Raw genomic sequence first — 22044 nt, 5'->3', positions numbered from 1 at the left:
ACCGGGAACGCCGCGACCGTGACGCCGCGACGTTGTGTCACCGATCACAGGGCCTGGAACGCGTCTTTCCCGACCGCCGCCGGATCGGTGATGTGCGACAGGAACAGCCGGGCCGTCGGGGCCGGGCTGCGGGTGGTGGTGGCATGCCACGGCCGGTCCAGCGGCGTACCCGGCACCGCCAGCACCCGCAGCACCCCGGATGTCAGGTCCTGCGAGATGGCGTCGCTGTGAATCAGCGTGACGCCCAACCCTTCTCGCGCCGCCGCCAGCACCGCGCCGTGGGTGCCGAGGGTCAGCGTCGGCGGGTTGATCTGCAGCCGTTCGAACAGGCTCAGCGTGGCTTCCCTGGTCCCCGAGCCGCGCCCGCGCAGTAACCAGGTGGCGCGCAACGCGTCTCGCTCGTGCGGCGGACCCACCACCACGAGCTGACTGGCCCGGCGCGCCCTGGTCACCAGGCCCGCGTCGCGCGGCGGCCGCCCCGCGATGACGAGATCCGTTTCGTGATGCCGCAATTCGAGGAACAGCACATCGCGCGGATGAATCGACAGGCTCAGCTCGATATCCGGATAGCGACTGCGGAACGAGACCAGCGGGCGCAGCAGCACATACTCCCCGGCCGTCGCGACCACCCCGATCCGCAGCCGCCCGGTCTCGGCCTGCCGCACCGCGGCCTGGGCCTCCTCCATCAAACCGAGGATGCTGCGGCAGTAGTCGGCGTAGACCCGGCCCGCCTCGGTGAGCGTGATCCCCCGGCCGGATTTGGCGATGAGCTTGGCGCCCAACTGTTTTTCGATATGCGCGACCGCCGCCGACACCGCCGCCTCGGTGACGTGCAACTGCGCCGCCGCCCGCCGGATGCTGGTGTGACGGGCGACGGCGAGGAACGTTTCCATCCGGCCCGCGCTCACCATGCCCATGACGGCTGCGCGCGGGCGCCGGTCAGTTCTTCCGGGCCAGCCCCGAAACGATCAGCTGCTCCCACACCGTCGGCCGCCGCGCCGTCTCACCGGTGGCGGCGTCGCGCACGTCGGGCCGCCAGGCGGCGCAGTAGGTGATGCCCGGCTCGAGAATTTCCAGATCGCCGAACAGCTCCCGGATCTCGTTGTCGTCGCGCCACCGGCCGCGCCCGAAGGTGTCCTGCAGTGTGCGCTCGGCCGCCTCGGTCTCCGCATTGTGTCCGGACCGGAAGTGCGAGATGTAGACCAGGCTGCCCGGCACCAGCTGATCGGTCCAGTAGCGCACGACCTCGGCGGGATTCTCCTCGTCGTTGAGGTGATGCAGGATGGCACTGAACACGATCCCGACCGGTTGGCTGAAGTCGATCAGCCGCGCGACCTCCGGATCGTCCTGAATCCGCTTCGGATCGCGCAGATCCGCCTGGATCACGGTGGTGCTGTTGTTCGTGGCCAGCAGCGCCCGAGCGTGCGCGAGCACGATCGGATCGATATCGACGTACACCACCCGGCTGCCCGGCGCATGCCGTTCCGCGACCTGATGCACATTGTCGGCGGTGGGCAACCCGCTGCCGAAATCGATGAATTGCCGCATCCCGGCGGCCGACATATCGCGGACCGCGCGGATCAGGGCCTGACGGTTCGTCTGCGCGATCGCCACCGACCCGGGCAGGTCGTTCTTGAAACGGTCGCCGACCTGCTGATCGACGAGATAATTATCCTTGCCGCCGAGTAGGTAGTCGTAAACTCGCGCGATGCTCGGCTTGCTCTGGTCTATCGTGTTCGGCTGATCGGCCATGTCAACACCCTCGTCCACGAGTTCCGTGCCTGCCCTTCATGGTAGGAGACCGCGCCTGGCGAGGTGCGCGCTTCGCCAACCCGAATCATCCGCCCGCGATCCGGGCGAACCGCCGGACCGGAGTCGGTGTGTCGCCCGGAATTGCTTGCCGCCGAAGCTATTTCGTTCAGAGCTGCCCGTGCTGCGAATCGAATGTCGCCACCCGGCCGCCCAGCAGGACCTGCGCGCCGGGCTGCAACTTCACCGGATGCCCCGGAATGGCGCGGGTCCATTCCTGCGCGCCCGGCTGCCGGATGTGGGTGCCGTTGGTGGATCCGCCGTCGACCACCGTGACATCCCAGTCGATCAACCGGATCTCCGCATGCGCCCGCGACATACCGCCGGACCGATCCTCCAGCCGCACCGGCCGGGCGCCACGCTGCGACACCGCCTCGGAATGCTCCGGCTCCCGGCCGATCACGATGTCGTTGTCGAGGACGAACTGATTGCCGTCGTCGAGCAGCAGCAGGCCGAGCGGCGGGCGGACACCGTCGGTGAGCACGCAGGTCAGCTGGTCCATCCGGATGCCGCAGACGGCGCAGAACGACACCCGCGGATCGTTGAGGTGGTGACGCGCGCATTTGAAACCCTTGACCACCGTGCCGGATCCGGTGTGCACCGCCGCCTCGGGCGCGACCGTCGGTTGGGCGAGCACCGTCTCGCCATCCGGGGCGACCGGGGTGTGCTCGTCGGGCTCGGTGTGCACCATGGTCGGCTGCTCGGCGGCTTCCCGGATGCCCGGAACCGGCAGATCGTCGGGTTCGGTTGCGGCCTTACCCAATACGGGCTTGGGCACCGCGCGTCCGCCCGGCCCGGACCCGGATGACGGCTGATCCTGCTGCGGTACAACATGTTCCGGCGGCACGACGGACTGGTCCAGCTGTGTGGCCTCCGGCTGCTCGGCGGGCCGCAACGGCCGCGCGACAGATCGATCGGCCTGCGCCGACATCGCCTGCTGCCGCCCTGCCTCGGGCGAATCCGATTCCGACCCGATGACCGATAGATCAACCTGCGGCAGCGCTGGTTCCGGCTGCGTCACGGAAGGATCCGCCTGCGGCACAACCGCTTCCGGACGCGACACGGATCGACCCGCGGACAACCCCGAATCCTGCCGACCGGCCGCCGGATCCGACTGTCGCCCAATCGGTTCCGTTCGCCGGACGAGCCAATCCGGCGCTGCCGACTGCTGCCCGGCGGACTCGTCCGCTCGCGGCACCACCCGACCGACCAGTGGATCAGCCTGCGGCAGCACCGGTTCCGGCGGCGCGACCGGATGATCCAACTGTTTCACCAGCACCGGCCCGGCCGGTACCGTCGGAACACCTGGAACGGGCCCGGTCCACACCACGGCTCCCGAACCCGGTGCGGTACCGGCCTCCAACGCGTGAATCCCCCTGGGCGGCAACACCTCCGTGCTCTGCCCGGCCTCGTCGACGAACAGTCCTGCGCCGACACCCGGCGCCGGGATCACCACTCGGTCGACGGTGAATCCGGCGTCGCGCCCGCGCAGCACCTCCACCCGCTCCGGCCCGGCCAGCACCGCGGTGATCCCGCCGTGCAGGAACACCGCCAGCCCGGAATCGGCCGGGGACAGCACCCCGAATTCCACCTCTTCCTCGTAGTCCAGGCTCATCAGCCAGTTGGTGGCCAACCGGGCCAAGGCGCGGCCAGTGCGCCGCTGCTCCTTGGCCGCCGCCTGCCGCACCAGCTGGGTGAGCGCCATAAGCGATTGCCACGCGGGCGAATTCGCCGTCGGCGGCGTGCCGTCGCGGTGCGCGACCAGCACGACCGCGCCCGCGACACCCGCGACGAGATGGGTGCCGGGCAAAACTTCGATCTGTCGATCCATCACAGGAACCTGCCGCCCTGGAATCGCCACCGGTGGAACATCAACCGCATGGGCCCGTTGACCACGAGCCAGAAGGCGAGCCAGGTGACGATGAACTGAATGAGAAATGCGGTGAGATCGGGATGCAGGTTCTCCGGCAGCACGATCGTGGTGTAGCGCACGAGGACCCATATCAGCGCCCCCTCGTTGACGATCGTGATGAACCCGAACAGCGTCGGCCAGTCCTTCTCCCAACGGAACTGCTGCAGGAAATGGTAGAGCAACTCCCACAGCACCCCGACCAGGACCGTCGCCAGCAGCACCGAAACCGTTATCCGGTAGGCCTGTAGCAGGCTCAGCGAACCCGTCGGCAGAAATGGTGTGATGATCAGCAGGACGATCAGCCCGATGACGCCCAGCGCCAGAATGCGGGTCTGGATCCGCCCGTTCAGTGTCGGCAGCATTGTTCAGATCTTCTTGTTCGTAGCCCACAACCACCATTGCCGGGTCGACCGCAGCGGACCCATCCGCTTGCAGAAGCCGAGCGCCGCAAGGTCGTCCGCGATTTCCTGGGCCGCGATCTGCAACCCGAGGAAGGTGTCGACGCCCGGGAACGGCCCGCCGAGCGTCGCGCTGCCGGAGGCGTAGATGCGCCCGGCGCCGCTGCGCGTGCCGATCAGCTCGAAGGTGGTGTCCACGTCGAGCCTGCCGACCGGGTTGCGGCCCGCGCCCGCGTGATCGAGCAAGTCGGCCAGCAGCCGGTGTTCGCGGATGTCGGCCTCCAGCCCGGTGCAGTCGATGATGTAGTCGACGGTGTTGTCGAACGGCTGGGTCGGCGGCGGAAACGGCAGTGGCGCGGTGGGATCCGGCACGATCGTGGCGGTGACTCCGTTGGGCGCCGGGCGCAGATCGCGCGCGGTGCCCGCCATCACCTGGTACCACCCCTGTTTGCGTCCGCGCTTCAACTGCGCCCGCCAATTGTTCCGGATCGGGGTGTTCGTGCCGCCCATCTCCTTGTACGCGATGGCCCGCTCCTCCCCTTGCAGCCCGCGCATCTTCGCCTTGAGCTGTCCGCCCCACACCGATTTCGGATAATTGAAACCCTGGAAGGCCCAGCCGTCTTTACCAGGCCTGCGACTCCAGACGTTGGGGCCGTGCGCTTTTGCCACGTAGTTGCGAAACAGGTGCAGGATCTGCGTGTTCAGCCGATGCTTGTCCCGATCGTCGATGAGCCGCTGCAGCACCCGGCTGGCCACGATCCCGCTGCCGCGGATCATCACCGTGCCCGGTTTGCGCTGTAAGGCCTGATAGACGTGTTCGTGCGGTTCGTAGGCGTTCACGACGCGCGACGGGTCGCGATACTTCTCCCGGTACTCCTGCAGATCGGGCAGCAGCTTCAGGCCCGGATAGCCGACGGCCACGTGAACATACATGCTGCGGAAGGCGATTCGCTTGGTGGGCGTGGTGCCGTCCGGCGGGGTGAGTATGGTGAAATAGCCGCCGCCCGCACGTTTGCGCACCATGCGGACGTGCCCCTTGTGCAAGGACTGCGCGTACCCGATTCTGGTGAATTCCCGTTCCATACCGCGGAATGCCTGGCCCGAGCGCGGGGTGTAATAGTTACTGAAGATGGGCTCGGTGAAAACGTTCCACAGCGGTTTGATCGACTTCTCCGCGAACGCCTCCCGCACCGCGTAGGAGGGGAACCCCCAGATATTGTCCGGCGCGGACTGTGAATCGCTGCGCAGTCGCTCCATCCGCGGGATCTGCGAGCACTTCACCAGGTACTCGTAGGATTGCCACGGCACGTTCTGCGGTCCGAGTACCGCCATCGATTGCGCGGGCACGCCGTAGATCCGAAGCGTGTCGTAGGTGACGAAGGAACCGATTCCGCTGCCGATCAACACCAGCGGCACATCGATGATCGGAATTCCCGATTGGTCAAGCATTTCATCGGTCCACACATCGGTATCGATGAGGGCCTGCGTGATGTCTCCCCGCATTTTCCGGACTTTACCGGCATATTCTTACAGACAACTTGCGATCGGCTTTCCGGCGCAAGCACTTCCGCGCGTCGCGACGTGGCGCGCCGACAACCGCGAATCTGCGCCAACCTGCCACGGGCGCGGGCGTCGGCGTCGTACCATGCCCACCGTGGCCGATGCGATGCGTTCCACCCCGCTGCGGGTGCTGGTCTACAGCAACGATGCCGACACCAGGAGTCAAGTGACCCTGGCCCTCGGCAGACAACCGCATCCCGAACTGCCCGCCATCGAGTATCTCGAGGTCGCCACCGCGCCGGTGGTCATCGAGCGGATGGACGCGGGCGGTATCGATCTGGCCATCCTGGACGGTGAGTCGGTGCCCGCGGGCGGGCTGGGTCTGGCCAAACAGCTCAAGGACGAAATCCGGCACTGCCCACCGATTCTCGTGCTCACCGGCCGCCCCGACGACGCCTGGCTGGCGAATTGGTCGCGCGCCGAGGCCGCGGTCTCGCACCCGATCGATCCGATCGAGCTGACCGACGCCGTCGTCGCGCTGCTGCGCAACCGTTCGGCGGCGTGAGTCCCCTCCTCGATTACCCCCGTTTCGGTCATAAATCGGAGTAGCAACTTCGATCAAACGCCGGTCGGAAAAGGGATGCACCCAGGGGGTGCGGTTGTAGTCTGTGCCCTAGCTCACAGGAGTGCGGGCTGCTGCATGACCAATCAACAGTCATAGGTGGCCCTACGCCCGCAGCTGCCCACAGCCGTCCTTACAAGGAGGGGAAGTGCAGTCGTGAACATCGAGGTGCCGACTCTTGTCCTGGGCGCGGTCGCGGCCGCGTTCGCCGTATTCTCCATCGTCGCCGCGGCCCTCGTCGGCCCGAAGCGGTACAACCGGGCCAAGCTCGAGCCGTACGAATGCGGTATCGAAGCGACGCCGCACGCGGTCGCCGGCGGGCCGGGAAACGTTACCGGACAACGCTTTCCGGTGAAGTACTACCTCACCGCGATGCTGTTCATCATCTTCGACATCGAGATCGTGTTCCTCTATCCGTGGGCTGTCCACTTCGATGCGCTCGGTCTCTTCGGTCTGGCCGCGATGGCGCTGTTCATCGTCAACGTCTCGGTGGCCTACGCCTACGAATGGAAGCGCGGCGGGCTCAGCTGGGACTGAGCCGGATCAGCGCCGAATTCCGTAGCAACACAGTGGAAGTGAGTGTCGGTCGGATATGGGTCTCGAGGAAAAACTGCCCAGCGGCTTTCTGCTGAGCACCGTGGAGGATTTCGCCGGATACCTGCGCAAGGGTTCGCTGTGGCCGGCCACCTTCGGCCTGGCCTGCTGCGCCATCGAGATGATGGCAACGGGCGCAGGACGTTTCGATATCGCCCGCTTCGGCATGGAGGCGTTCCGCGCCTCCCCGCGCCAGGCCGATCTGATGATCGTGGCCGGGCGGGTCAGCCAGAAGATGGGCCCGGTGCTGCGTCAGGTCTACGATCAGATGACCGAGCCGAAATGGGTACTCGCCATGGGGGTCTGCGCATCCTCCGGCGGCATGTTCAACAACTACGCCATCGTGCAGGGCGTCGACCACATCGTGCCGGTGGACATCTACCTGCCCGGCTGCCCGCCGCGGCCGGAGATGCTGCTCAACGCGATTCTGGCACTGCACGCAAAGATTCAGGAGATGCCGCTCGGCGTGAACCGCCAGGAAGCGATCCGTGCCGCCGAGCAGGCGGCGCTCGCGGCGACGCCGACCATCCGGATGGAGGGTCTGCTGCGATGACCTTCGACAGCAACAACAACACCGAAACCGAAGAGACGTACGCCGATTCGATCGGCGCGGAGACTGCTGGCCCGGAGGCGACGGTACCCGAGGACACCACCGCGCAGGGGGCGGAGGTGATCGGCGTGCGCCGTGGCATGTTCGGCGTCAGCGGGACCGGTGACACCTCCGGCTACGGCCGGTTGGTGAAACCGGTCAGTTTGCCGGGCAGTTCGCCCGCGCCGTATGGCGGCTACTTCGACGAGGTGGTGGCCGCACTACGGAACGCGTTGTCCGCGAAGGGAATCCGATTCGAGGACGCACTGGAGAAGGTGGTCGTCTTCCGCGGCGAGCTCACCCTGCACGTGCGCCGCGAACGGCTGGTGGCGGTGGCGCGCGCGTTACGTGACGATCCCGCACTGCGTTTCGAGCTGTGCCTCGGCGTCAGCGGCGTGCACTACCCGGACGACGCGGGCCGCGAACTGCACGCGGTGTATCCGCTCATGTCGATCACGCACAATCGGCGCATCCGCGTCGAGGCCTCCGCGCCGGACGCCGATCCGCATATCCCCTCGCTGTACGAGGTGTATCCGACCACCGACTGGCACGAGCGGGAAACCTACGACTTCTTCGGCATCGTCTTCGACGGCCACCCGTCGCTGACCCGCATCATCATGCCGGACGACTGGCGCGGACATCCCCAGCGCAAGGACTACCCGCTCGGCGGGATCCCGGTGGAGTACAAGGGCGCGCGCATCCCGCCGCCCGACGAGCGGAGGGCGTACAACTAATGCCAGCATCGCGAAGCGATTCAGTGGGGGGCGGTGGTCGGGCGACGGGCGGGCACGGCACCGAGATTAGGCCCGAGACCGCCGACGACACCGGACCGGATCCCGCGGTCGTCACCGTCGCCGGACAGGACTGGGAGCAGGTCGCCCAATCCCTCGCGGGCGCGGGCGAGGAACGCATCGTCGTGAATATGGGCCCGCAGCATCCGTCGACGCACGGCGTGCTGCGGCTGATCCTGGAGATCGAGGGCGAGACCGTCACCGAGGCCCGCTGCGGCATCGGCTACCTGCACACCGGCATCGAGAAGAACCTGGAATTCCGCAACTGGACCCAGGGCGTCACCTTCGTCACCCGGATGGACTACCTGTCCCCCTTCTACAACGAGACCGCCTTCTGCCTCGGCGTCGAGCGGCTGCTCGACATCACCGACGCGATTCCCGAGCGCGCCACCGTGATTCGGGTGCTGCTCATGGAGCTCAATCGGATCTCCTCACATCTGGTGGCCCTGGCCACCGGCGGCATGGAGCTGGGCGCGCTCACCCCGATGCTGTTCGGATTCCGCGAGCGCGAACTGATCCTCGACGTCTTCGAGACCATCACCGGCCTGCGGATGAACCACTCCTACATCCGGCCCGGCGGCCTCGCACAGGATCTGCCCGACAACGGGGTGCAGAAGGTGCGAGAGTTGTTGGCGCTCATGCCGAAACGGCTGCGCGAACTGGAACTGCTGCTCACCCAGAACCCGATCTGGAAGGGCCGCACCCAGGACATCGGCTACCTGGACCTGACCGGCTGCATGGCGCTCGGCATCACCGGTCCGATGTTGCGCGCCACCGGATTACCGCACGACCTGCGCAAGTCGCAGCCCTACTGCGGTTACGAGAACTACGAATTCGACATCCCCACCACCACCGGCTGCGACTGCTACGGCCGCTACGTCATCCGGGTGGAGGAGATGAAGGAGTCGCTCAAAATCGTCGAACAGTGCCTGGACAAGCTGCGGCCCGGCCCGGTCATGGTGGACGACAGGAAGATCGCCTGGCCCGCCGACCTGCAACTGGGCCCGGACGGATTGGGCAACTCCCCCAAGCACATCGGCCGCATCATGGGCAAGTCGATGGAGGGGTTGATCCACCACTTCAAGCTGGTCACCGAGGGCATTCGGGTGCCGGCGGGCCAGGTGTACGTCGCGGTGGAATCGCCGCGCGGCGAACTCGGCGTGCACATGGTGAGCGATGGCGGCACCCGGCCGTACCGGGTGCACTATCGCGACCCCTCGTTCACGAATCTGCAAGCGGTGGCGGCGATGTGCGAGGGCGGCATGGTGGCCGACGTCATCGCATCGGTCGCCAGCATCGACCCGGTGATGGGCGGAGTTGACCGATGACAGAGATTTTATTGAAGCTCACGAGCCGCCCGGAACCGTATCCGCCGTTCGTGCGGGAACGGCTCGAGGTGGACGCCAAGGAGATCATCGCCCGCTACCCGCATCCGCGGTCCGCGCTGCTGCCTCTGCTGCACCTGGTGCAGGCCGAGGAGGGTTACGTCACCGGTTCGGGCATCGAATTCTGTGCCGAGCAACTGGATCTGACCGGCGCCGAGGTCACCGCGGTCGCCACCTTCTACTCCATGTACCGGCGCGAACCCACCGGCGACTACCACGTCGGCGTCTGCACCAACACGCTGTGCGCGGTGATGGGCGGCGACGCGATCATGGCCACGCTGAGCGAGCATCTGGGCGTGCGGCACGGCGAGACCACCCCCGACGGCAAGGTCACCCTCGAACACGTCGAATGCAATGCCGCATGCGACTACGCGCCGGTGGTGATGGTCAACTGGGAGTTCTTCGATAACCAGACGCCGGAATCGGCTCGCGCCCTTGTGGATTCGCTGCGCGCGGGCGAACAGGTCACCCCGACCCGCGGCGCGCCGCTGTGCACCTTCCGGGAGACCGCCCGCATCCTGGCCGGATTCCCGGACCAGCGGCCCGGCGTGCTGGAGGGCGAACCCGGCGAGGCGACGGTGGTCGGACTGCGAATCGCCAAGGAGCACAACATGTCCGCCCCCGCACCGGAGGACGCATGACCTCATTGACGCCAGTGCTGACCAAGCACTGGGATGAACCGCGCTCCTGGACCATCGACGCCTACCGCCGCCACGACGGCTACGAGGCGTTGCGCAAAGCGCTGCGGATGGAACCCGACCAGATCATCCAGACCATCAAGGATTCGGGCCTGCGCGGCCGCGGCGGCGCGGGCTTCCCCACCGGAATGAAGTGGAGCTTCATCCCGCAGGGCCCCGGCCCGGACGGCATCACCAAACCGCACTACCTGGTGGTCAACGCCGACGAGTCGGAACCCGGTACCTGCAAGGACATTCCGCTCATGCTGGCCGCACCGCACACCCTCATCGAGGGCGTGATCATCGCCGCGTACGCGATCCGCGCGGCGCACGCGTTCATCTACGTGCGCGGCGAGGTGGTTCCGGTGCTGCGGCGATTGCAGGCCGCGGTCGCCGAGGCCTATGCCGCGGGATTGTTGGGGCACAACATCCTCGGCTCCGGCTACCACCTGGAGCTGACCGTGCACGCCGGCGCGGGCGCGTACATCTGCGGTGAGGAGACCGCGCTGCTGGATTCGCTGGAGGGGCGGCGGGGGCAGCCGCGACTGCGCCCGCCCTTCCCGGCCGTCGCGGGCCTGTACGCCTGCCCGACCGTGGTGAACAATGTCGAATCCATTGCCAGCGTGCCGCCGATCATCCTGCACGGCACCGCGTGGTTCCGGTCCATGGGCAGCGAGAAATCGCCCGGCTTCACGCTGTATTCGCTGTCCGGGCATGTGAATCGGCCGGGCCAGTACGAGGCGCCGCTCGGGATCACGCTGCGCGAGCTGCTGGATTACGCGGGCGGGGTGCGCCACGGGCACCGGGTGAAGTTCTGGACGCCGGGCGGCTCGTCCACCCCGCTGTTCACCGACGAACACCTCGATGTCCCGCTCGACTACGAGGGTGTCGCGGGCGCCGGATCCATGTTGGGCACCAAGGCATTACAGATCTTCGACGACACCACCTGCGTGGTGCGCGCCGTCCTGCGCTGGACCGAGTTCTACGCGCACGAATCCTGTGGCAAATGCACGCCGTGCCGCGAGGGCACCTACTGGCTGGTGCAGCTGCTGGAGCGACTCGAGGCGGGCCACGGCAGCGAGGCCGACCTGGACAAACTGCTCGACATCAGCGACACCCTCAACGGCAAGTCGTTCTGCGCACTCGGCGACGGCGCGGCCAGCCCGATCATCTCCTCGCTGAAGTACTTCCGCGAGGAATACCTGGATCACCTGCGACTCGACGGGTGCCCATTCGATCCCGCGCGATCGACCGCCTGGGCAGAGGAGGCTCGATGACAGCCACGGTTAATGCGAACAGCAGTGGGGTGGTGCCCGCTGATCTGGTGAGCGTCACCATCGACGACACCACCATCAGCGTGCCCGCGGGCACGCTGATCATCCGCGCCGCCGAACTCATCGGCATCCAGGTGCCGCGCTTCTGCGACCACCCGCTGCTCGACCCGGTCGGCGCCTGCCGCCAATGCCTCGTCGAGGTGGAGGGTCAGCGCAAGCCGGTGGCCTCCTGCACCATGACGGTCACCGACGGCATGGTGGTGCGCACCCAACTCACCTCCCCCGCGGCCGACAAGGCGCAGGAGGGTGTGATGGAGCTGCTGCTGATCAACCACCCGCTGGACTGTCCGGTCTGCGACAAGGGCGGCGAATGCCCGCTGCAGAACCAGGCCATGTCCAACGGACGCGCCGAATCCCGCTTCGACGGCGAAAAACGCACCTACCCCAAGCCGATTCCGCTCTCCACGGCCGTACTGCTGGACCGCGAACGCTGCGTGCTGTGCGCGCGCTGCACCCGGTTCTCCCAGCAGGTGGCCGGCGACCCGTTCATCGAACTGCTGGAACGCGGTGCGCTGCAACAGGTCGGCACCGCGCAGGCCGAACCGCTGGACTCCTACTTCTCCGGCAATACGGTGCAGATCTGCCCGGTCGGCGCGCTCACCGGCACCAGCTACCGGTTCCGGGCCCGCCCGTTCGACCTGGTCTCCAGCCCCAATGTCTGCGAGCACTGCGCCTCCGGATGCGCGCAGCGCACCGATCATCGACGCGGAAAAGTGTTGCGCCGCTTGGCCGGTGACGATCCGCAGGTGAACGAGGAGTGGAACTGCGACAAGGGCCGCTGGGCCTTCGCCTACGCCACCGAACGCGACCGGCTCACCACGCCGCTGGTCCGCGGCTGGGACGGCACGCTGGCTCCCGCCTCCTGGTCGGAGGCGCTCGCCCGGGCCGCGGAGGGGCTGGCCGCGGCATTCGGCAACGCCGGTGTGCTCGTCGGCGGGCGGGGCACCGAGGAGGATGCCTACGCGTACGCCAAGTTCGCGCGAATCGCATTGGGCACCAACGATATCGACTTCCGCAGCCGGGTCCACTCGGCCGAGGAGGCCGAATTCCTGGCCGCCCGCGTCGCCGGGCAGCCGATGACGGTCACCTACGAGAGCATGGAGGCCGCGCCCGGCGTGCTGCTGGTCGGCTTCGAGCCGGAAGAGGAATCGCCGATCATCTATCTGCGGCTGCGCAAGGCGGCCCGCAAACGCGGACTGCCGGTGTATTCGTTGGCGCCCTTCGCATCTCGCGGCCTGGAACGCATGTCCGGCACGCTGCTGCGCTGTGCGCCGGGCGAGGAGCCGCAGCTGCTCGACGCGCTGCGCGGCGGCCAGTCGCCCACGGCCAGGATGCTGCGTGAACCCGGTGCGGTGGTTCTGGTCGGCGAGCGAATGGCGGGGATACCCGGTGCGCTGTCGGCCGTCGTGCGGCTGGCCGAGGAGACCGGCGCCGCGCTGGCCTGGGTGCCGCGGCGGGCCGGTGAGCGCGGCGCGGTCGAGGCCGGTGCGCTGCCCGCGCTGCTGCCCGGTGGTCGCCCCGTCGCCGATCCCCGTGCGCGCCAACAGGTTCGAGCGGTCTGGAATGTGCCGGACCTGCCGGTGAGCGTGGGCCGCGACACCGCCGCCATCCTCGCCGCCGCCGGGAATCTCGGTGCGCTGGTGATCGGCGGCGTCGACCTCGCCGACCTGCCCGATCCGGCGGCCGCGCTGGCCGCCGTCGACGCGGCCCGGTTCGTGGTCAGCCTGGAACAGCGCCACAGCGCCGTCACCGACCGCGCCGACGTGGTGTTCCCGGTGGCCACCGCGATGGAGAAGGCGGGCACCTTCCGCACCTGGGAGGGCAGGCCGCGCCCGTTCGATGCCGCGCTCGCCGACAGCACGGTCCGCCGCACCTCGGCGCCGCTGTCGGATCAACGGGTGCTGCAGGCCATCGCCGACGAGATGAAAGTCCAACTGCGCCTGCCCGATACCGCCGCCGCCCGCGCCGAACTCGACGAGCTCGGCGCCTGGGACGGACCGCCGCTCGCCGCGCCGACCCAGCCCGCCGCTCCCGCCGCGGCGCCGGGGCCGGGCACCGCGGTGCTGGCCGGCTGGCGGATGCTGCTCGACCTGGGCCGCATGCAGGACGGCGAACCCAACCTGGCCGGTATCGGCAGGCCGCCGGTGGTCCGGCTGTCCCGCAACACCGCCGCGGAAATCGGTGCGGCCCAAGGCGATCCGGTCACCGTCGCCACCGACCGCGGCATGATCACGCTGCCGCTGCTGATCACCGACCTGCCCGACCGGGTGGTCTGGTTGCCGCTGAACTCGCCGGGCAGCCCGGTGTACGAAACCCTCGCCGCCCAGCCCGGCGCGATCGTGCACCTGCACCGCGCCGACGAGAGGATGAAGGAGCACCGCCATGAGTGATGTATTCGGTCACGACCCACTCTGGCTCGTCATCGCGAAATCGTTGGTGATCTTCGTATTCCTGCTGCTCACCCCGATGATCGCGGTGGTCGCCGAGCGAAAGATCGTGGCGCGCATGCAGATGCGCATCGGCCCGAACCGGGTGGGCCCGTTCGGATCGCTGCAGAGCATCGCCGACGGCGTGAAGATGGCGCTCAAGGAGGACATCGTCCCGGCCATCGTCGACAAGCCGATCTACATTCTGGCGCCGATCATTTCGGTGATCCCGGCGTTCATGGCGTTCGCCGTCATCCCGTTCGGGCCCGAGGTGTCGGTGCTCGGGCATCGCACCGCGCTGCAACTCACCGATCTGCCGGTGGCCGTGCTGTACATCCTGGCCATCACCTCCATCGGCGTATACGGAATCGTGCTGGCGGGCTGGGCATCCGGATCCACCTATCCGCTGCTCGGCGGCCTGCGCTCGACGGCACAGGTCATCTCGTACGAGATCGCGATGGCGCTGTGCTTCGCCGCGGTGTTCCTGCACGCGGGCACCATGGCCACCTCCGGAATCGTCTCGGCGCAGTACGGCACCTGGTTCGTCTTCCTGCTGCTGCCCTCGTTCCTGATCTACTGCGTCTCCATGGTCGGCGAGACCAACCGGGCGCCGTTCGATCTGCCCGAGGCCGAGGGTGAGCTGGTCGGCGGCTTCCACACCGAGTACTCCTCGCTGAAGTTCGCCATGTTCATGCTCGCCGAATATGTGAATATGGCAACGGTTTCCGCGCTCGCCACCACGCTGTTCCTCGGCGGCTGGCACGCGCCGTTCCCGATCAGCCTGTGGGCGGGCGCGAACTCCGGCTGGTGGCCGGTGCTGTGGTTCACCGCCAAGGTGTGGACATTCCTGTTCGTCTTCATCTGGCTGCGCGGCACGCTGCCCCGGATGCGCTACGACCAGTTCATGAGCCTGGGCTGGAAGCTGCTCATCCCGACCTCGCTGCTGTGGGTGATGCTGGTGGCCGCCGCCCGGGTGATCGACGCCGAGGGCTACCACCACATCGAGACGCCCGCGCTGGTCGTGGGCGGATTGCTGATCACGGGCGCGATGGTCGGCATGTTCATCCGGGCGGGGCGCAGGAAGGGCGCGCCGCCGCCGGCCGCCGAGCCGGTCACGGATTCCGCTGTGTTCCTTGGTTTTCCGACGCCGCCGCTGCCCGAGCGGCCGGCACACGACGTATCGCAGCCGGGCCTGTTCGAACCGCTCGCCGGGTTCGCGGTCACCGCGGCCACCATGTTCCGGCGGCCCAATACCGAGTTCTATCCGGAACAGAAGGTGCCGACCGCGCCGCGCTACCACGGCCGTCACCAACTCAACCGGCACCCGGACGGGCTGGAGAAGTGCATCGGCTGCGAGCTGTGCGCGTGGGCCTGCCCCGCCGACGCCATCTACGTCGAGGGTGCGGATAACACCGAGGCCGAACGGTTCTCACCCGGCGAACGCTACGGGCGGGTCTACCAGATCAACTATCTGCGCTGCATCGGCTGCGGCCTGTGCATCGAGGCCTGCCCCACCCGCGCGCTCACCATGACCAACGACTACGAACTCACCGACGACAACCGCGCCGACCTGATCTACGAGAAGGACCGGCTGCTCGCACCGCTCGAGCCGGGCGTGCAAGCGCCGCCGCACGCGATGGCGCCGGGCAGCACCGAGGCCGACTACTACCTCGAGCGGGTCACCTCCGATCAGAAGGTGTTGCGCGGCAACGGCAATGGCGACGGCGCGGCCGAACAACCCGCGATCGCCGCCGCACAGGGAGGCGCACGATGAACGCTCTACTGGCCGCCGAACCGCTCACCAGCACGTCCACCGGGGAGACCGTCCAATTCTGGATACTCGCCCCGGTGGCCGTGCTCGGCGCGCTCGGCATGATCTTCACCAGCAAGGCAGTGCATTCGGCGCTGTGCCTGGCGGCGAGCATGATCACCCTCGCCCTGTTCTACATGGCACAGGACGCGCTGTTCCTCGGCGTCGTGCAGATCGTGGTCTACACCGGCGCGGTGATGATGCTGTTCCTGTTCGTGCTGATGCTCGTCGGCGTCGATTCGGCCGAATCGCTGCGAGAGACGCTGCGCGGCCAGCGAATCGCCGCCGGCGCGGTCGGGCTCGGCTTCGGGCTGCTGCTCATCAGCGGTATCGCCAACGGCATCCGGCATTCCGGAATCACCTATCCGGCAACGGGTTTCCCGTACCGCGACGTCATCGCCGGACTCGCCGAGCTGATCTTCGTGCGGTACGTGTGGGCATTCGAGCTCACCGGCGCACTGCTCATCACCGCGACCATCGGCGCGATGGTGCTCGCGCACCGGGAGAACTTCGGCAGGCGGCTGGGTCAGCGGGAGATGTCGCGGCGGCGGTTCCGCGACGGCACGCACCGCGCCACCCCGCTGCCCACCCCCGGCGTCTACGCCAGGCACAACGCCGTCGACGTTCCGGCCAGGCTGCCGGACGGTTCGTTCGAGGAACTGTCCGTCAGCACCATCCTGCGGCACCGCCGCACCAGGGCGCTCACCGAGGCCGCGGTGATCTCGGTGGGATCCGAACAGCGGGGCATCGAACAACCAGGAATCCAACACAGCCCTGACAGCGACGAGGAAGGCACCCGGTGAATCCCCAGAACTATCTGTTCCTGTCCGCCCTGCTGTTCACCATAGGCGCGGCCGGAGTCCTGTTGCGCCGCAACGCCATCGTCGTATTCATGTGCATCGAGCTGATGCTCAACGCGGTGAACCTGGCATTCGTCACCTTCGCCCGCCTGCACGCCAACCTGGACGGGCAGGTGTACGCGTTCTTCACCATGGTGGTCGCGGCGGCCGAGGTCGTCGTCGGACTGGCCATCATCATGACCATCTTCCGCGCCCGCCGCTCGACCTCGGTCGACGACGCCAACCTGCTGAAGTTCTGACGTGGTTACCGCATCGCTGTGGCTGCTGCCCGCCGTGCCGCTGGCCGGCGCCGTAATCCTGCTGCTGATCGGGCGTTTCGGCGATAAGTGGGGCCATTTTCTCGGCACCCTCGCCGCGCTCGGCTCGTTCGCGATCGCCGCCGTCGCGTTCTTCGACATGCTCGACCGCACGGGCAGCGCCCGCGCGATCGGCAAGAATCTGTTCAGCTGGGTGCCGGTGGCCGGGCTGCACGTGGACTTCAGCCTCCAATTGGACCAGCTGTCAATGTGTTTCGCGCTGCTGATCACCGGCGTCGGTTCGCTGATCCACATCTATTCGATCGGCTACATGAGCCACGATCCGGCGCGGCGGCGATTCTTCGCCTACCTCAACCTGTTCCTGGCGGCCATGCTGCTGCTGGTGCTGGCGAACAACTACCTGGTGCTCTATCTGGGTTGGGAGGGCGTCGGTTTGGCGTCCTACCTGCTGATCGGGTTCTGGTTCCACAAGCCGAGCGCGGCCACCGCGGCCAAGAAGGCGTTCGTGGTCAACCGGGTCGGCGATATGGGGCTGGCCATCGCCATGTTCGTCATGTTCGCCACCTTCGGCTCGATCGATTTCCACGGCGTATTCGGGGCCGCGCCGCGGGCCAGCGAAAGTGCGCTCACCGCAATCGGTTTGCTGCTCCTGCTGGCCGCATGCGGTAAGTCGGCGCAGGTGCCGCTGCAATCCTGGCTCGGTGACGCGATGGAGGGCCCGACCCCGGTGTCGGCCCTCATCCACGCCGCCACCATGGTCACCGCGGGCGTCTACCTGATCGCGCGCTCCGGGCCGATCTTCGACCTCGCGCCCGGCGCGCGGCTCGGGGTGCTGCTGGTGGGCGCGGTGACGCTGCTGTTCGGCGCGATCATCGGCTGCGCCAAGGACGACATCAAGAAGGCGCTCGCCGCATCCACCATGAGCCAGATCGGCTACATGGTGCTCGCCGCCGGACTCGGCCCGGCCGGATACGCGGTGGCCATCATGCATCTGCTCACCCACGGCTTCTTCAAGGCCGGGCTGTTCCTCGGCGCGGGTTCGGTGATGCACGCGATGGACGACGAAACCGATATGCGCCGCTACGGTGGCCTGCGGAAACTGCTGCCCATCACCTACATCACCTTCGGACTCGGCTATCTGGCGATCATCGGGGTGCCGCCGTTCGCCGGGTTCTTCTCCAAGGACAAGATCATCGAGGCCGCCTTCGACGAGGGCGGATTCAACGGGATCATGCTCGGCGTCGCCGCGCTCACCGGCGCGGGGCTCACCGCGTTCTACATGACACGGGTGATGTTGCTGACCTTCTTCGGCGAACGCCGCTGGAAGGAAGGTACCCATCCGCACGAGGCGCCCGCGGTGATGACCGGTCCGATGATCCTGCTGGCAGTGGGATCCGTTGCGGCGGGCGGGGTTTTCGTGTGGGGGTCGTCGCTGCAGAACTGGCTCGAGCCGGTCGTCGGCGCGCATCACGGCGAGGGCGGCGTGCCCGCGGGCGTCGTCACCGCGCTGGCGCTGATGGTGGTCGCGGTCGGTGTCGCGGCCGCCTACTTCCAGTACGCGCAGCGCGAAATCCCGCAGACCGCACCGGAAGCCGTCTCCGCGCTCACCGTCGCGGCCCGCCAGGACCTCTACGGCGACGCGCTCAACGAGGCCGCGTTCATGCGGCCCGGGCAGCACCTCACCCGGTCGCTGGTATTCCTCGACAACCGCGGCATCGACGGAATCGTCAACGGCACCGCCGCATTCATCGGCGGCCTGTCCGCGCGGGTCCGGCGGGTGCAGTCCGGCTTCGTGCGTACCTATGCCCTGTCCATGTTCACCGGCGCGGCCCTGCTGGCCGCTGCCCTGCTGGCGGTGAGGATCTGGTGACGAACTATCCCTGGTTGACCACGCTGTGGCTGGCGCCGGCCATCGGCGCGGCCCTGGTGCTCGCGGTACCGGCCAAGCAGCGCACCTTCGCCCGCGGCCTCGGCTTCACCATCGCGCTCGCCATGCTCGTGTTCGCTGTGGTGCTCGCGGTGCGCTTCGAACCCGGCGGCTCGCAGTATCAATTCGTCGAATCCCATTCCTGGATACCGGCTTTCGGTGCGGGTTACACGCTCGGGCTGGACGGTATCGCGCTGGTGCTGGTGCTGCTCACCACCGCGCTCGTCCCGCTGCTGATGCTGGCGGGCTGGCACGACGAGCGCGCCGTGGGCAGCGGCACCCGCGTCGCGCACACCTATGTCGCCCTGACCCTCATGGTCGAGGCGATGGTGCTGATCTCCTTCGTCTCGCTGGACATCCTGCTGTTCTACGTGTTCTTCGAGGCCATGCTGGTGCCGATGTACTTCCTCATCGGCGGTTTCGGGCCGCGGACCGTGGATCAGCAACTGCGCCAACAGCGTTCGCGCGCCGCGGTGAAGTTCCTGCTGTACAACCTGTTCGGCGGGTTGATCATGCTGGCCGCGGTGATCGGGCTGTACGTGGTCACCGCGCGCGACGGCAGCGGCACCTTCGATTTCCGGGATGTGGTGGCGGCGGCCAATTCCGGGCACCTCGGCGCCACACCCGGCGTGCTGAACGCGCTGTTCCTCGGCTTCATGTTCGCGTTCGCGGTGAAGGCGCCGCTGTGGCCGCTGCACACCTGGCTGCCCGACGCGGCGGTCGCGGCCACCCCGTCCAGCGCGGTGCTGATGATGGCGGTGGTCGACAAGGTCGGCACCTTCGGCATGCTGCGCTACTGCCTGCAGCTGTTCCCGGACGCCTCGAAAACCTATGCGCCGCTGGTGATCACGCTCTCGGTGATCGGCATCATCTACGGTGCGCTGCTGGCCATCGGGCAGACCGACGTGATGCGGCTCATCGCGTACACCTCGATCTCCCACTTCGGCTTCATCATCCTCGGCATCTTCGCCATGACCAGCCAGGGCCAGGCCGGTGCGACGCTGTACATGGTCAACCACGGCATCTCCACCGCGGCACTGTTCCTGGTGGCCGGATTCCTGGTGTCGCGCAGGGGAACCCGGCTCATCGCCGAATTCGGCGGCGTGCAGAAGGTGGCCCCGGTGCTGGCCGGAACCTTCATGATCGCGGGCCTGGCCACCCTCTCGCTGCCCGGGCTCGCGCCGTTCATCAGCGAATTCCTGGTGCTGCTCGGCACATTCACCCGATACCAGGCGGCGGCGGTCATCGCGACCGGCGCGCTGGTGCTCGCCGCGCTGTACGTGCTGTGGATGTACCAGCGGATGATGACCGGACCGGTCAAAAAGGGTAATGAGCGCCTCTACGACCTGGTTCCACGGGAACTGGCCGTGGTGGTGCCGCTCATCGTCGCGCTGCTGTTCCTCGGCGTCTACCCGAAACCGGTGCTGGACTTCATCAATCCGGCCGTCGCGAACACCCTCACCACCATCGGAGTGCACGACCCGGCGCCGAACACCCCGGCCACGGCCGACGCAGGAGGTACCAGCAAATGAGCGGTAGCACAGTGCTTCTCGCGGCGGCTGTGCCCGCGCCCGACGTCGAATACCGGCTGCTCTCGCCGATGCTGATCGTCTTCGGGGCAGGCGTTGTCGCGGTGTTGGTCGAGGCGTTCGCGCCGCGGCGGCTGCGGTACGGGATCCAAGTGACGTTGAGCATCGTGGGTTTGGTGGCGGCGCTGGTCGCGGTGATCCTGTTGTCGGGGACATCGGCGACCGCGATGGCAGGCTCGGTGGCCGTCGACGGGGTCACGCTGTTCCTGCAGGGCGTCATCCTGGTGGTGGCCGTGCTCGGCGTGTTCTTCTTCGCCGAACGCGGCGCCGAACCGGTGCTGCCGGTCAAATCCGGTCCCGGCACCTGGAGTCTGGCGGCGGCGCGGGGTCGCGGGGTGGACGCGTTCACCCCGCAGGCGGCGTCGGTGCCGGGCAGCGCGGACGAAATGGCCGCTGTCCGTGCGGGTATCGCGACCACCGAGGTATTTCCGCTGCTGCTGCTCGCGGTCGGCGGCCTGCTGCTGTTCCCGGCGTCGAACGATCTGCTCACCATGTTCGTCGCGCTCGAGGTGCTGTCGCTGCCGCTGTATCTGCTGTGCGGGCTGGCGCGGCGCAAGCGGCTGCTCTCCCAGGAGGCGGCGCTGAAATACTTTCTGCTCGGGGCGTTTTCGTCGGCGTTCTTCCTCTACGGGGTAGCGCTGCTGTACGGGCAGGCGGCCACGGTGCGTCTCAGCGGAATCGCCGAGGCCATCGAAAGGCATCCGGAGAACACCACTTTGGCGCTGCTCGGCCTCGGCATGCTGGCCGTCGGACTGCTGTTCAAAATCGGCGCCGTGCCATTCCAGTCCTGGGTGCCCGACGTGTATCAGGGTGCGCCGACGGCGGTCACCGGATTCATGGCCGCGGCCACCAAGATCGCCGCGGTCGGGGCGATGCTGCGGGTCATCCAGGTGGCGACGCCCGGACTGCGCGGCGACTGGCGGCCGGTGCTCGCCGCGGTCGCCATCGCCACCATGGTGGTCGGCGCGGTCATGGCGATCACCCAGACCGATGTGAAGCGGATGCTCGCCTACTCCTCCATCGCACACGCCGGATTCCTGTTCACCGGATTGGTCGCGGCCAACACCAAGGGCGTCGGAGCCATCCTGTTCTACCTGCTCGCCTACGGTCTCGGCACCCTCGGCGCATTCGGCGTGGTGAGCCTGGTGCGCGACGGCTCCGGCGACGAGGCGACGGCGCTGTCCCAGTGGGCCGGGCTCGGCCGCCGTTCCCCCTGGCTGGCAACGGTTTTCGCGCTGTTCCTGCTCTCCTTCGCGGGTCTGCCGCTGACCAGCGGGTTCGTCAGCAAGTTCGCGGTGTTCGCGGCGGCATCGGCCGGTGGGGCCGCATATCTGGTGATCATCGGCGTGATCGCCAGCGCCGTCGCCGCGTTCTTCTACATCCGCGTCATCGTGCTGATGTTCTTCACCGATCCGCCGTCCGACGCGCCGATCGTGGTGTCTCCCTTCCTGACCACCACTTTGGTAGCGCTGACAGCCGCGGCCACACTGGTCCTCGGCATCTTCCCGCAACCGCTGCTCGACCTCGCCAACAAAGCCGCGACCTTCGTGCACTGAGCACTGTC

General features: G+C 67.6%; 19 protein-coding genes. 14 read left to right on the top strand and 5 right to left on the bottom strand.

All coding sequences use genetic code 11. The annotated features are described in order from the left end of the window. Positions 1–44: 44 nt before the first annotated feature. The 5 genes from F5544_RS21935 to F5544_RS21915 form a co-directional block, all read right to left on the bottom strand. Entirely contained in the window at positions 45–917 is an 873-nt protein-coding gene (locus F5544_RS21935; protein WP_238847381.1) for a LysR family transcriptional regulator, read from the bottom strand. Between the two features lie 22 nt (positions 918–939). Then, positions 940–1752, bottom strand: coding sequence for an SAM-dependent methyltransferase (locus F5544_RS21930; RefSeq protein ID WP_167474925.1), 813 nt, complete (start codon positions 1750–1752; stop codon positions 940–942). A gap of 166 nt (positions 1753–1918) precedes the next feature. After that, positions 1919–3640 carry an FHA domain-containing protein gene (locus F5544_RS21925; RefSeq protein ID WP_167474924.1) on the bottom strand — a complete coding sequence of 574 codons (1722 nt, stop codon included), beginning with the start codon at positions 3638–3640 and terminating at the stop codon, positions 1919–1921. After that, positions 3640–4083 (bottom strand): hypothetical protein, encoded by a 444-nt coding sequence (locus tag F5544_RS21920; RefSeq protein WP_167474923.1) that lies wholly within the window; start codon positions 4081–4083, stop codon positions 3640–3642. Before F5544_RS21920 ends, F5544_RS21925 begins: the two co-directional genes overlap by 1 nt. Before the next feature lie 3 nt (positions 4084–4086). Next, positions 4087–5622, bottom strand: a complete 1536-nt coding sequence (locus F5544_RS21915; RefSeq protein WP_167474922.1) for a hypothetical protein — start codon at positions 5620–5622, stop codon at positions 4087–4089. Between the two features lie 163 nt (positions 5623–5785). Between F5544_RS21915 and F5544_RS21910 the strand changes: the two genes are divergently transcribed. The 14 genes from F5544_RS21910 (at position 5786) to nuoN (ending at position 22036) form a co-directional block, all read left to right on the top strand. After that, a complete protein-coding gene (locus F5544_RS21910; RefSeq protein ID WP_374111265.1) occupies positions 5786–6184 on the top strand; it encodes a hypothetical protein in 399 nt (132 codons plus the stop codon). A 213-nt stretch (positions 6185–6397) separates the two neighbouring features. Continuing rightward, complete coding sequence (locus F5544_RS21905; RefSeq protein WP_167474920.1) at positions 6398–6778, top strand: NADH-quinone oxidoreductase subunit A; 381 nt, start codon at positions 6398–6400, stop codon at positions 6776–6778. 55 nt (positions 6779–6833) lie between these two features. Beyond that, positions 6834–7388: a NuoB/complex I 20 kDa subunit family protein gene (locus F5544_RS21900; protein WP_167474919.1), complete on the top strand. Its 555-nt coding sequence runs from the start codon at positions 6834–6836 to the stop codon at positions 7386–7388. Next, positions 7385–8158, top strand: a complete 774-nt coding sequence (locus tag F5544_RS21895) for an NADH-quinone oxidoreductase subunit C (RefSeq protein ID WP_167474918.1) — start codon at positions 7385–7387, stop codon at positions 8156–8158. Before F5544_RS21900 ends, F5544_RS21895 begins: the two co-directional genes overlap by 4 nt. Then, positions 8158–9543: an NADH dehydrogenase (quinone) subunit D gene (gene nuoD, locus F5544_RS21890; RefSeq protein WP_238847380.1), complete on the top strand. Its 1386-nt coding sequence runs from the start codon at positions 8158–8160 to the stop codon at positions 9541–9543. Before F5544_RS21895 ends, nuoD begins: the two co-directional genes overlap by 1 nt. Further along, entirely contained in the window at positions 9540–10241 is a 702-nt protein-coding gene (gene nuoE, locus F5544_RS21885) for an NADH-quinone oxidoreductase subunit NuoE (protein ID WP_167474917.1), read from the top strand. The genes nuoD and nuoE overlap by 4 nt, the downstream gene beginning before the upstream one ends. Further along, entirely contained in the window at positions 10238–11554 is a 1317-nt protein-coding gene (nuoF, locus tag F5544_RS21880) for an NADH-quinone oxidoreductase subunit NuoF (RefSeq protein ID WP_167474916.1), read from the top strand. The genes nuoE and nuoF overlap by 4 nt, the downstream gene beginning before the upstream one ends. Continuing rightward, positions 11551–14001 carry an NADH-quinone oxidoreductase subunit G gene (locus F5544_RS21875; protein ID WP_167474915.1) on the top strand — a complete coding sequence of 817 codons (2451 nt, stop codon included), beginning with the start codon at positions 11551–11553 and terminating at the stop codon, positions 13999–14001. Before nuoF ends, F5544_RS21875 begins: the two co-directional genes overlap by 4 nt. Beyond that, a complete protein-coding gene (gene nuoH, locus F5544_RS21870) occupies positions 13994–15811 on the top strand; it encodes an NADH-quinone oxidoreductase subunit NuoH (protein ID WP_167474914.1) in 1818 nt (605 codons plus the stop codon). The genes F5544_RS21875 and nuoH overlap by 8 nt, the downstream gene beginning before the upstream one ends. After that, entirely contained in the window at positions 15808–16650 is an 843-nt protein-coding gene (locus tag F5544_RS21865) for an NADH-quinone oxidoreductase subunit J (RefSeq protein WP_167474913.1), read from the top strand. Before nuoH ends, F5544_RS21865 begins: the two co-directional genes overlap by 4 nt. Then, positions 16647–16946 (top strand): NADH-quinone oxidoreductase subunit NuoK, encoded by a 300-nt coding sequence (gene nuoK / locus F5544_RS21860; RefSeq protein ID WP_167474912.1) that lies wholly within the window; start codon positions 16647–16649, stop codon positions 16944–16946. The genes F5544_RS21865 and nuoK overlap by 4 nt, the downstream gene beginning before the upstream one ends. 1 nt (position 16947) lies before the next feature. After that, positions 16948–18834, top strand: a complete 1887-nt coding sequence (gene nuoL, locus F5544_RS21855; RefSeq protein WP_167474911.1) for an NADH-quinone oxidoreductase subunit L — start codon at positions 16948–16950, stop codon at positions 18832–18834. Next, positions 18831–20423, top strand: a complete 1593-nt coding sequence (locus F5544_RS21850) for an NADH-quinone oxidoreductase subunit M (RefSeq protein WP_167474910.1) — start codon at positions 18831–18833, stop codon at positions 20421–20423. Before nuoL ends, F5544_RS21850 begins: the two co-directional genes overlap by 4 nt. Then, a complete protein-coding gene (gene nuoN / locus F5544_RS21845) occupies positions 20420–22036 on the top strand; it encodes an NADH-quinone oxidoreductase subunit NuoN (RefSeq protein WP_167474909.1) in 1617 nt (538 codons plus the stop codon). Before F5544_RS21850 ends, nuoN begins: the two co-directional genes overlap by 4 nt. The last annotated feature ends 8 nt before the right edge of the window (positions 22037–22044 follow it).

The organism is Nocardia arthritidis (genome assembly GCF_011801145.1).
GTDB classification, from domain to species: domain Bacteria; phylum Actinomycetota; class Actinomycetes; order Mycobacteriales; family Mycobacteriaceae; genus Nocardia; species Nocardia arthritidis_A.
This window is presented reverse-complemented; position numbering and strand designations above follow the sequence as displayed.

What these genes read in the sequence shown, in the direction of transcription:
- F5544_RS21935 (WP_238847381.1), bottom strand. Translation starts at nt 917, where the DNA reads ATGGGCATGGTGAGCGCGGGCCGGATGGAAACGTTCCTCGCCGTCGCC.
- F5544_RS21930 (WP_167474925.1), bottom strand. Translation starts at nt 1,752, where the DNA reads ATGGCCGATCAGCCGAACACGATAGACCAGAGCAAGCCGAGCATCGCG.
- F5544_RS21925 (WP_167474924.1), bottom strand. Translation starts at nt 3,640, where the DNA reads ATGGATCGACAGATCGAAGTTTTGCCCGGCACCCATCTCGTCGCGGGT.
- F5544_RS21920 (WP_167474923.1), bottom strand. Translation starts at nt 4,083, where the DNA reads ATGCTGCCGACACTGAACGGGCGGATCCAGACCCGCATTCTGGCGCTG.
- F5544_RS21915 (WP_167474922.1), bottom strand. Translation starts at nt 5,622, where the DNA reads ATGCGGGGAGACATCACGCAGGCCCTCATCGATACCGATGTGTGGACC.
- F5544_RS21910 (WP_374111265.1), top strand. Translation starts at nt 5,786, where the DNA reads ATGCGTTCCACCCCGCTGCGGGTGCTGGTCTACAGCAACGATGCCGAC.
- F5544_RS21900 (WP_167474919.1), top strand. Translation starts at nt 6,834, where the DNA reads ATGGGTCTCGAGGAAAAACTGCCCAGCGGCTTTCTGCTGAGCACCGTG.
- F5544_RS21895 (WP_167474918.1), top strand. Translation starts at nt 7,385, where the DNA reads ATGACCTTCGACAGCAACAACAACACCGAAACCGAAGAGACGTACGCC.
- nuoD (WP_238847380.1), top strand. Translation starts at nt 8,158, where the DNA reads ATGCCAGCATCGCGAAGCGATTCAGTGGGGGGCGGTGGTCGGGCGACG.
- nuoE (WP_167474917.1), top strand. Translation starts at nt 9,540, where the DNA reads ATGACAGAGATTTTATTGAAGCTCACGAGCCGCCCGGAACCGTATCCG.
- nuoF (WP_167474916.1), top strand. Translation starts at nt 10,238, where the DNA reads ATGACCTCATTGACGCCAGTGCTGACCAAGCACTGGGATGAACCGCGC.
- F5544_RS21875 (WP_167474915.1), top strand. Translation starts at nt 11,551, where the DNA reads ATGACAGCCACGGTTAATGCGAACAGCAGTGGGGTGGTGCCCGCTGAT.
- nuoH (WP_167474914.1), top strand. Translation starts at nt 13,994, where the DNA reads ATGAGTGATGTATTCGGTCACGACCCACTCTGGCTCGTCATCGCGAAA.
- F5544_RS21865 (WP_167474913.1), top strand. Translation starts at nt 15,808, where the DNA reads ATGAACGCTCTACTGGCCGCCGAACCGCTCACCAGCACGTCCACCGGG.
- nuoN (WP_167474909.1), top strand. Translation starts at nt 20,420, where the DNA reads ATGAGCGGTAGCACAGTGCTTCTCGCGGCGGCTGTGCCCGCGCCCGAC.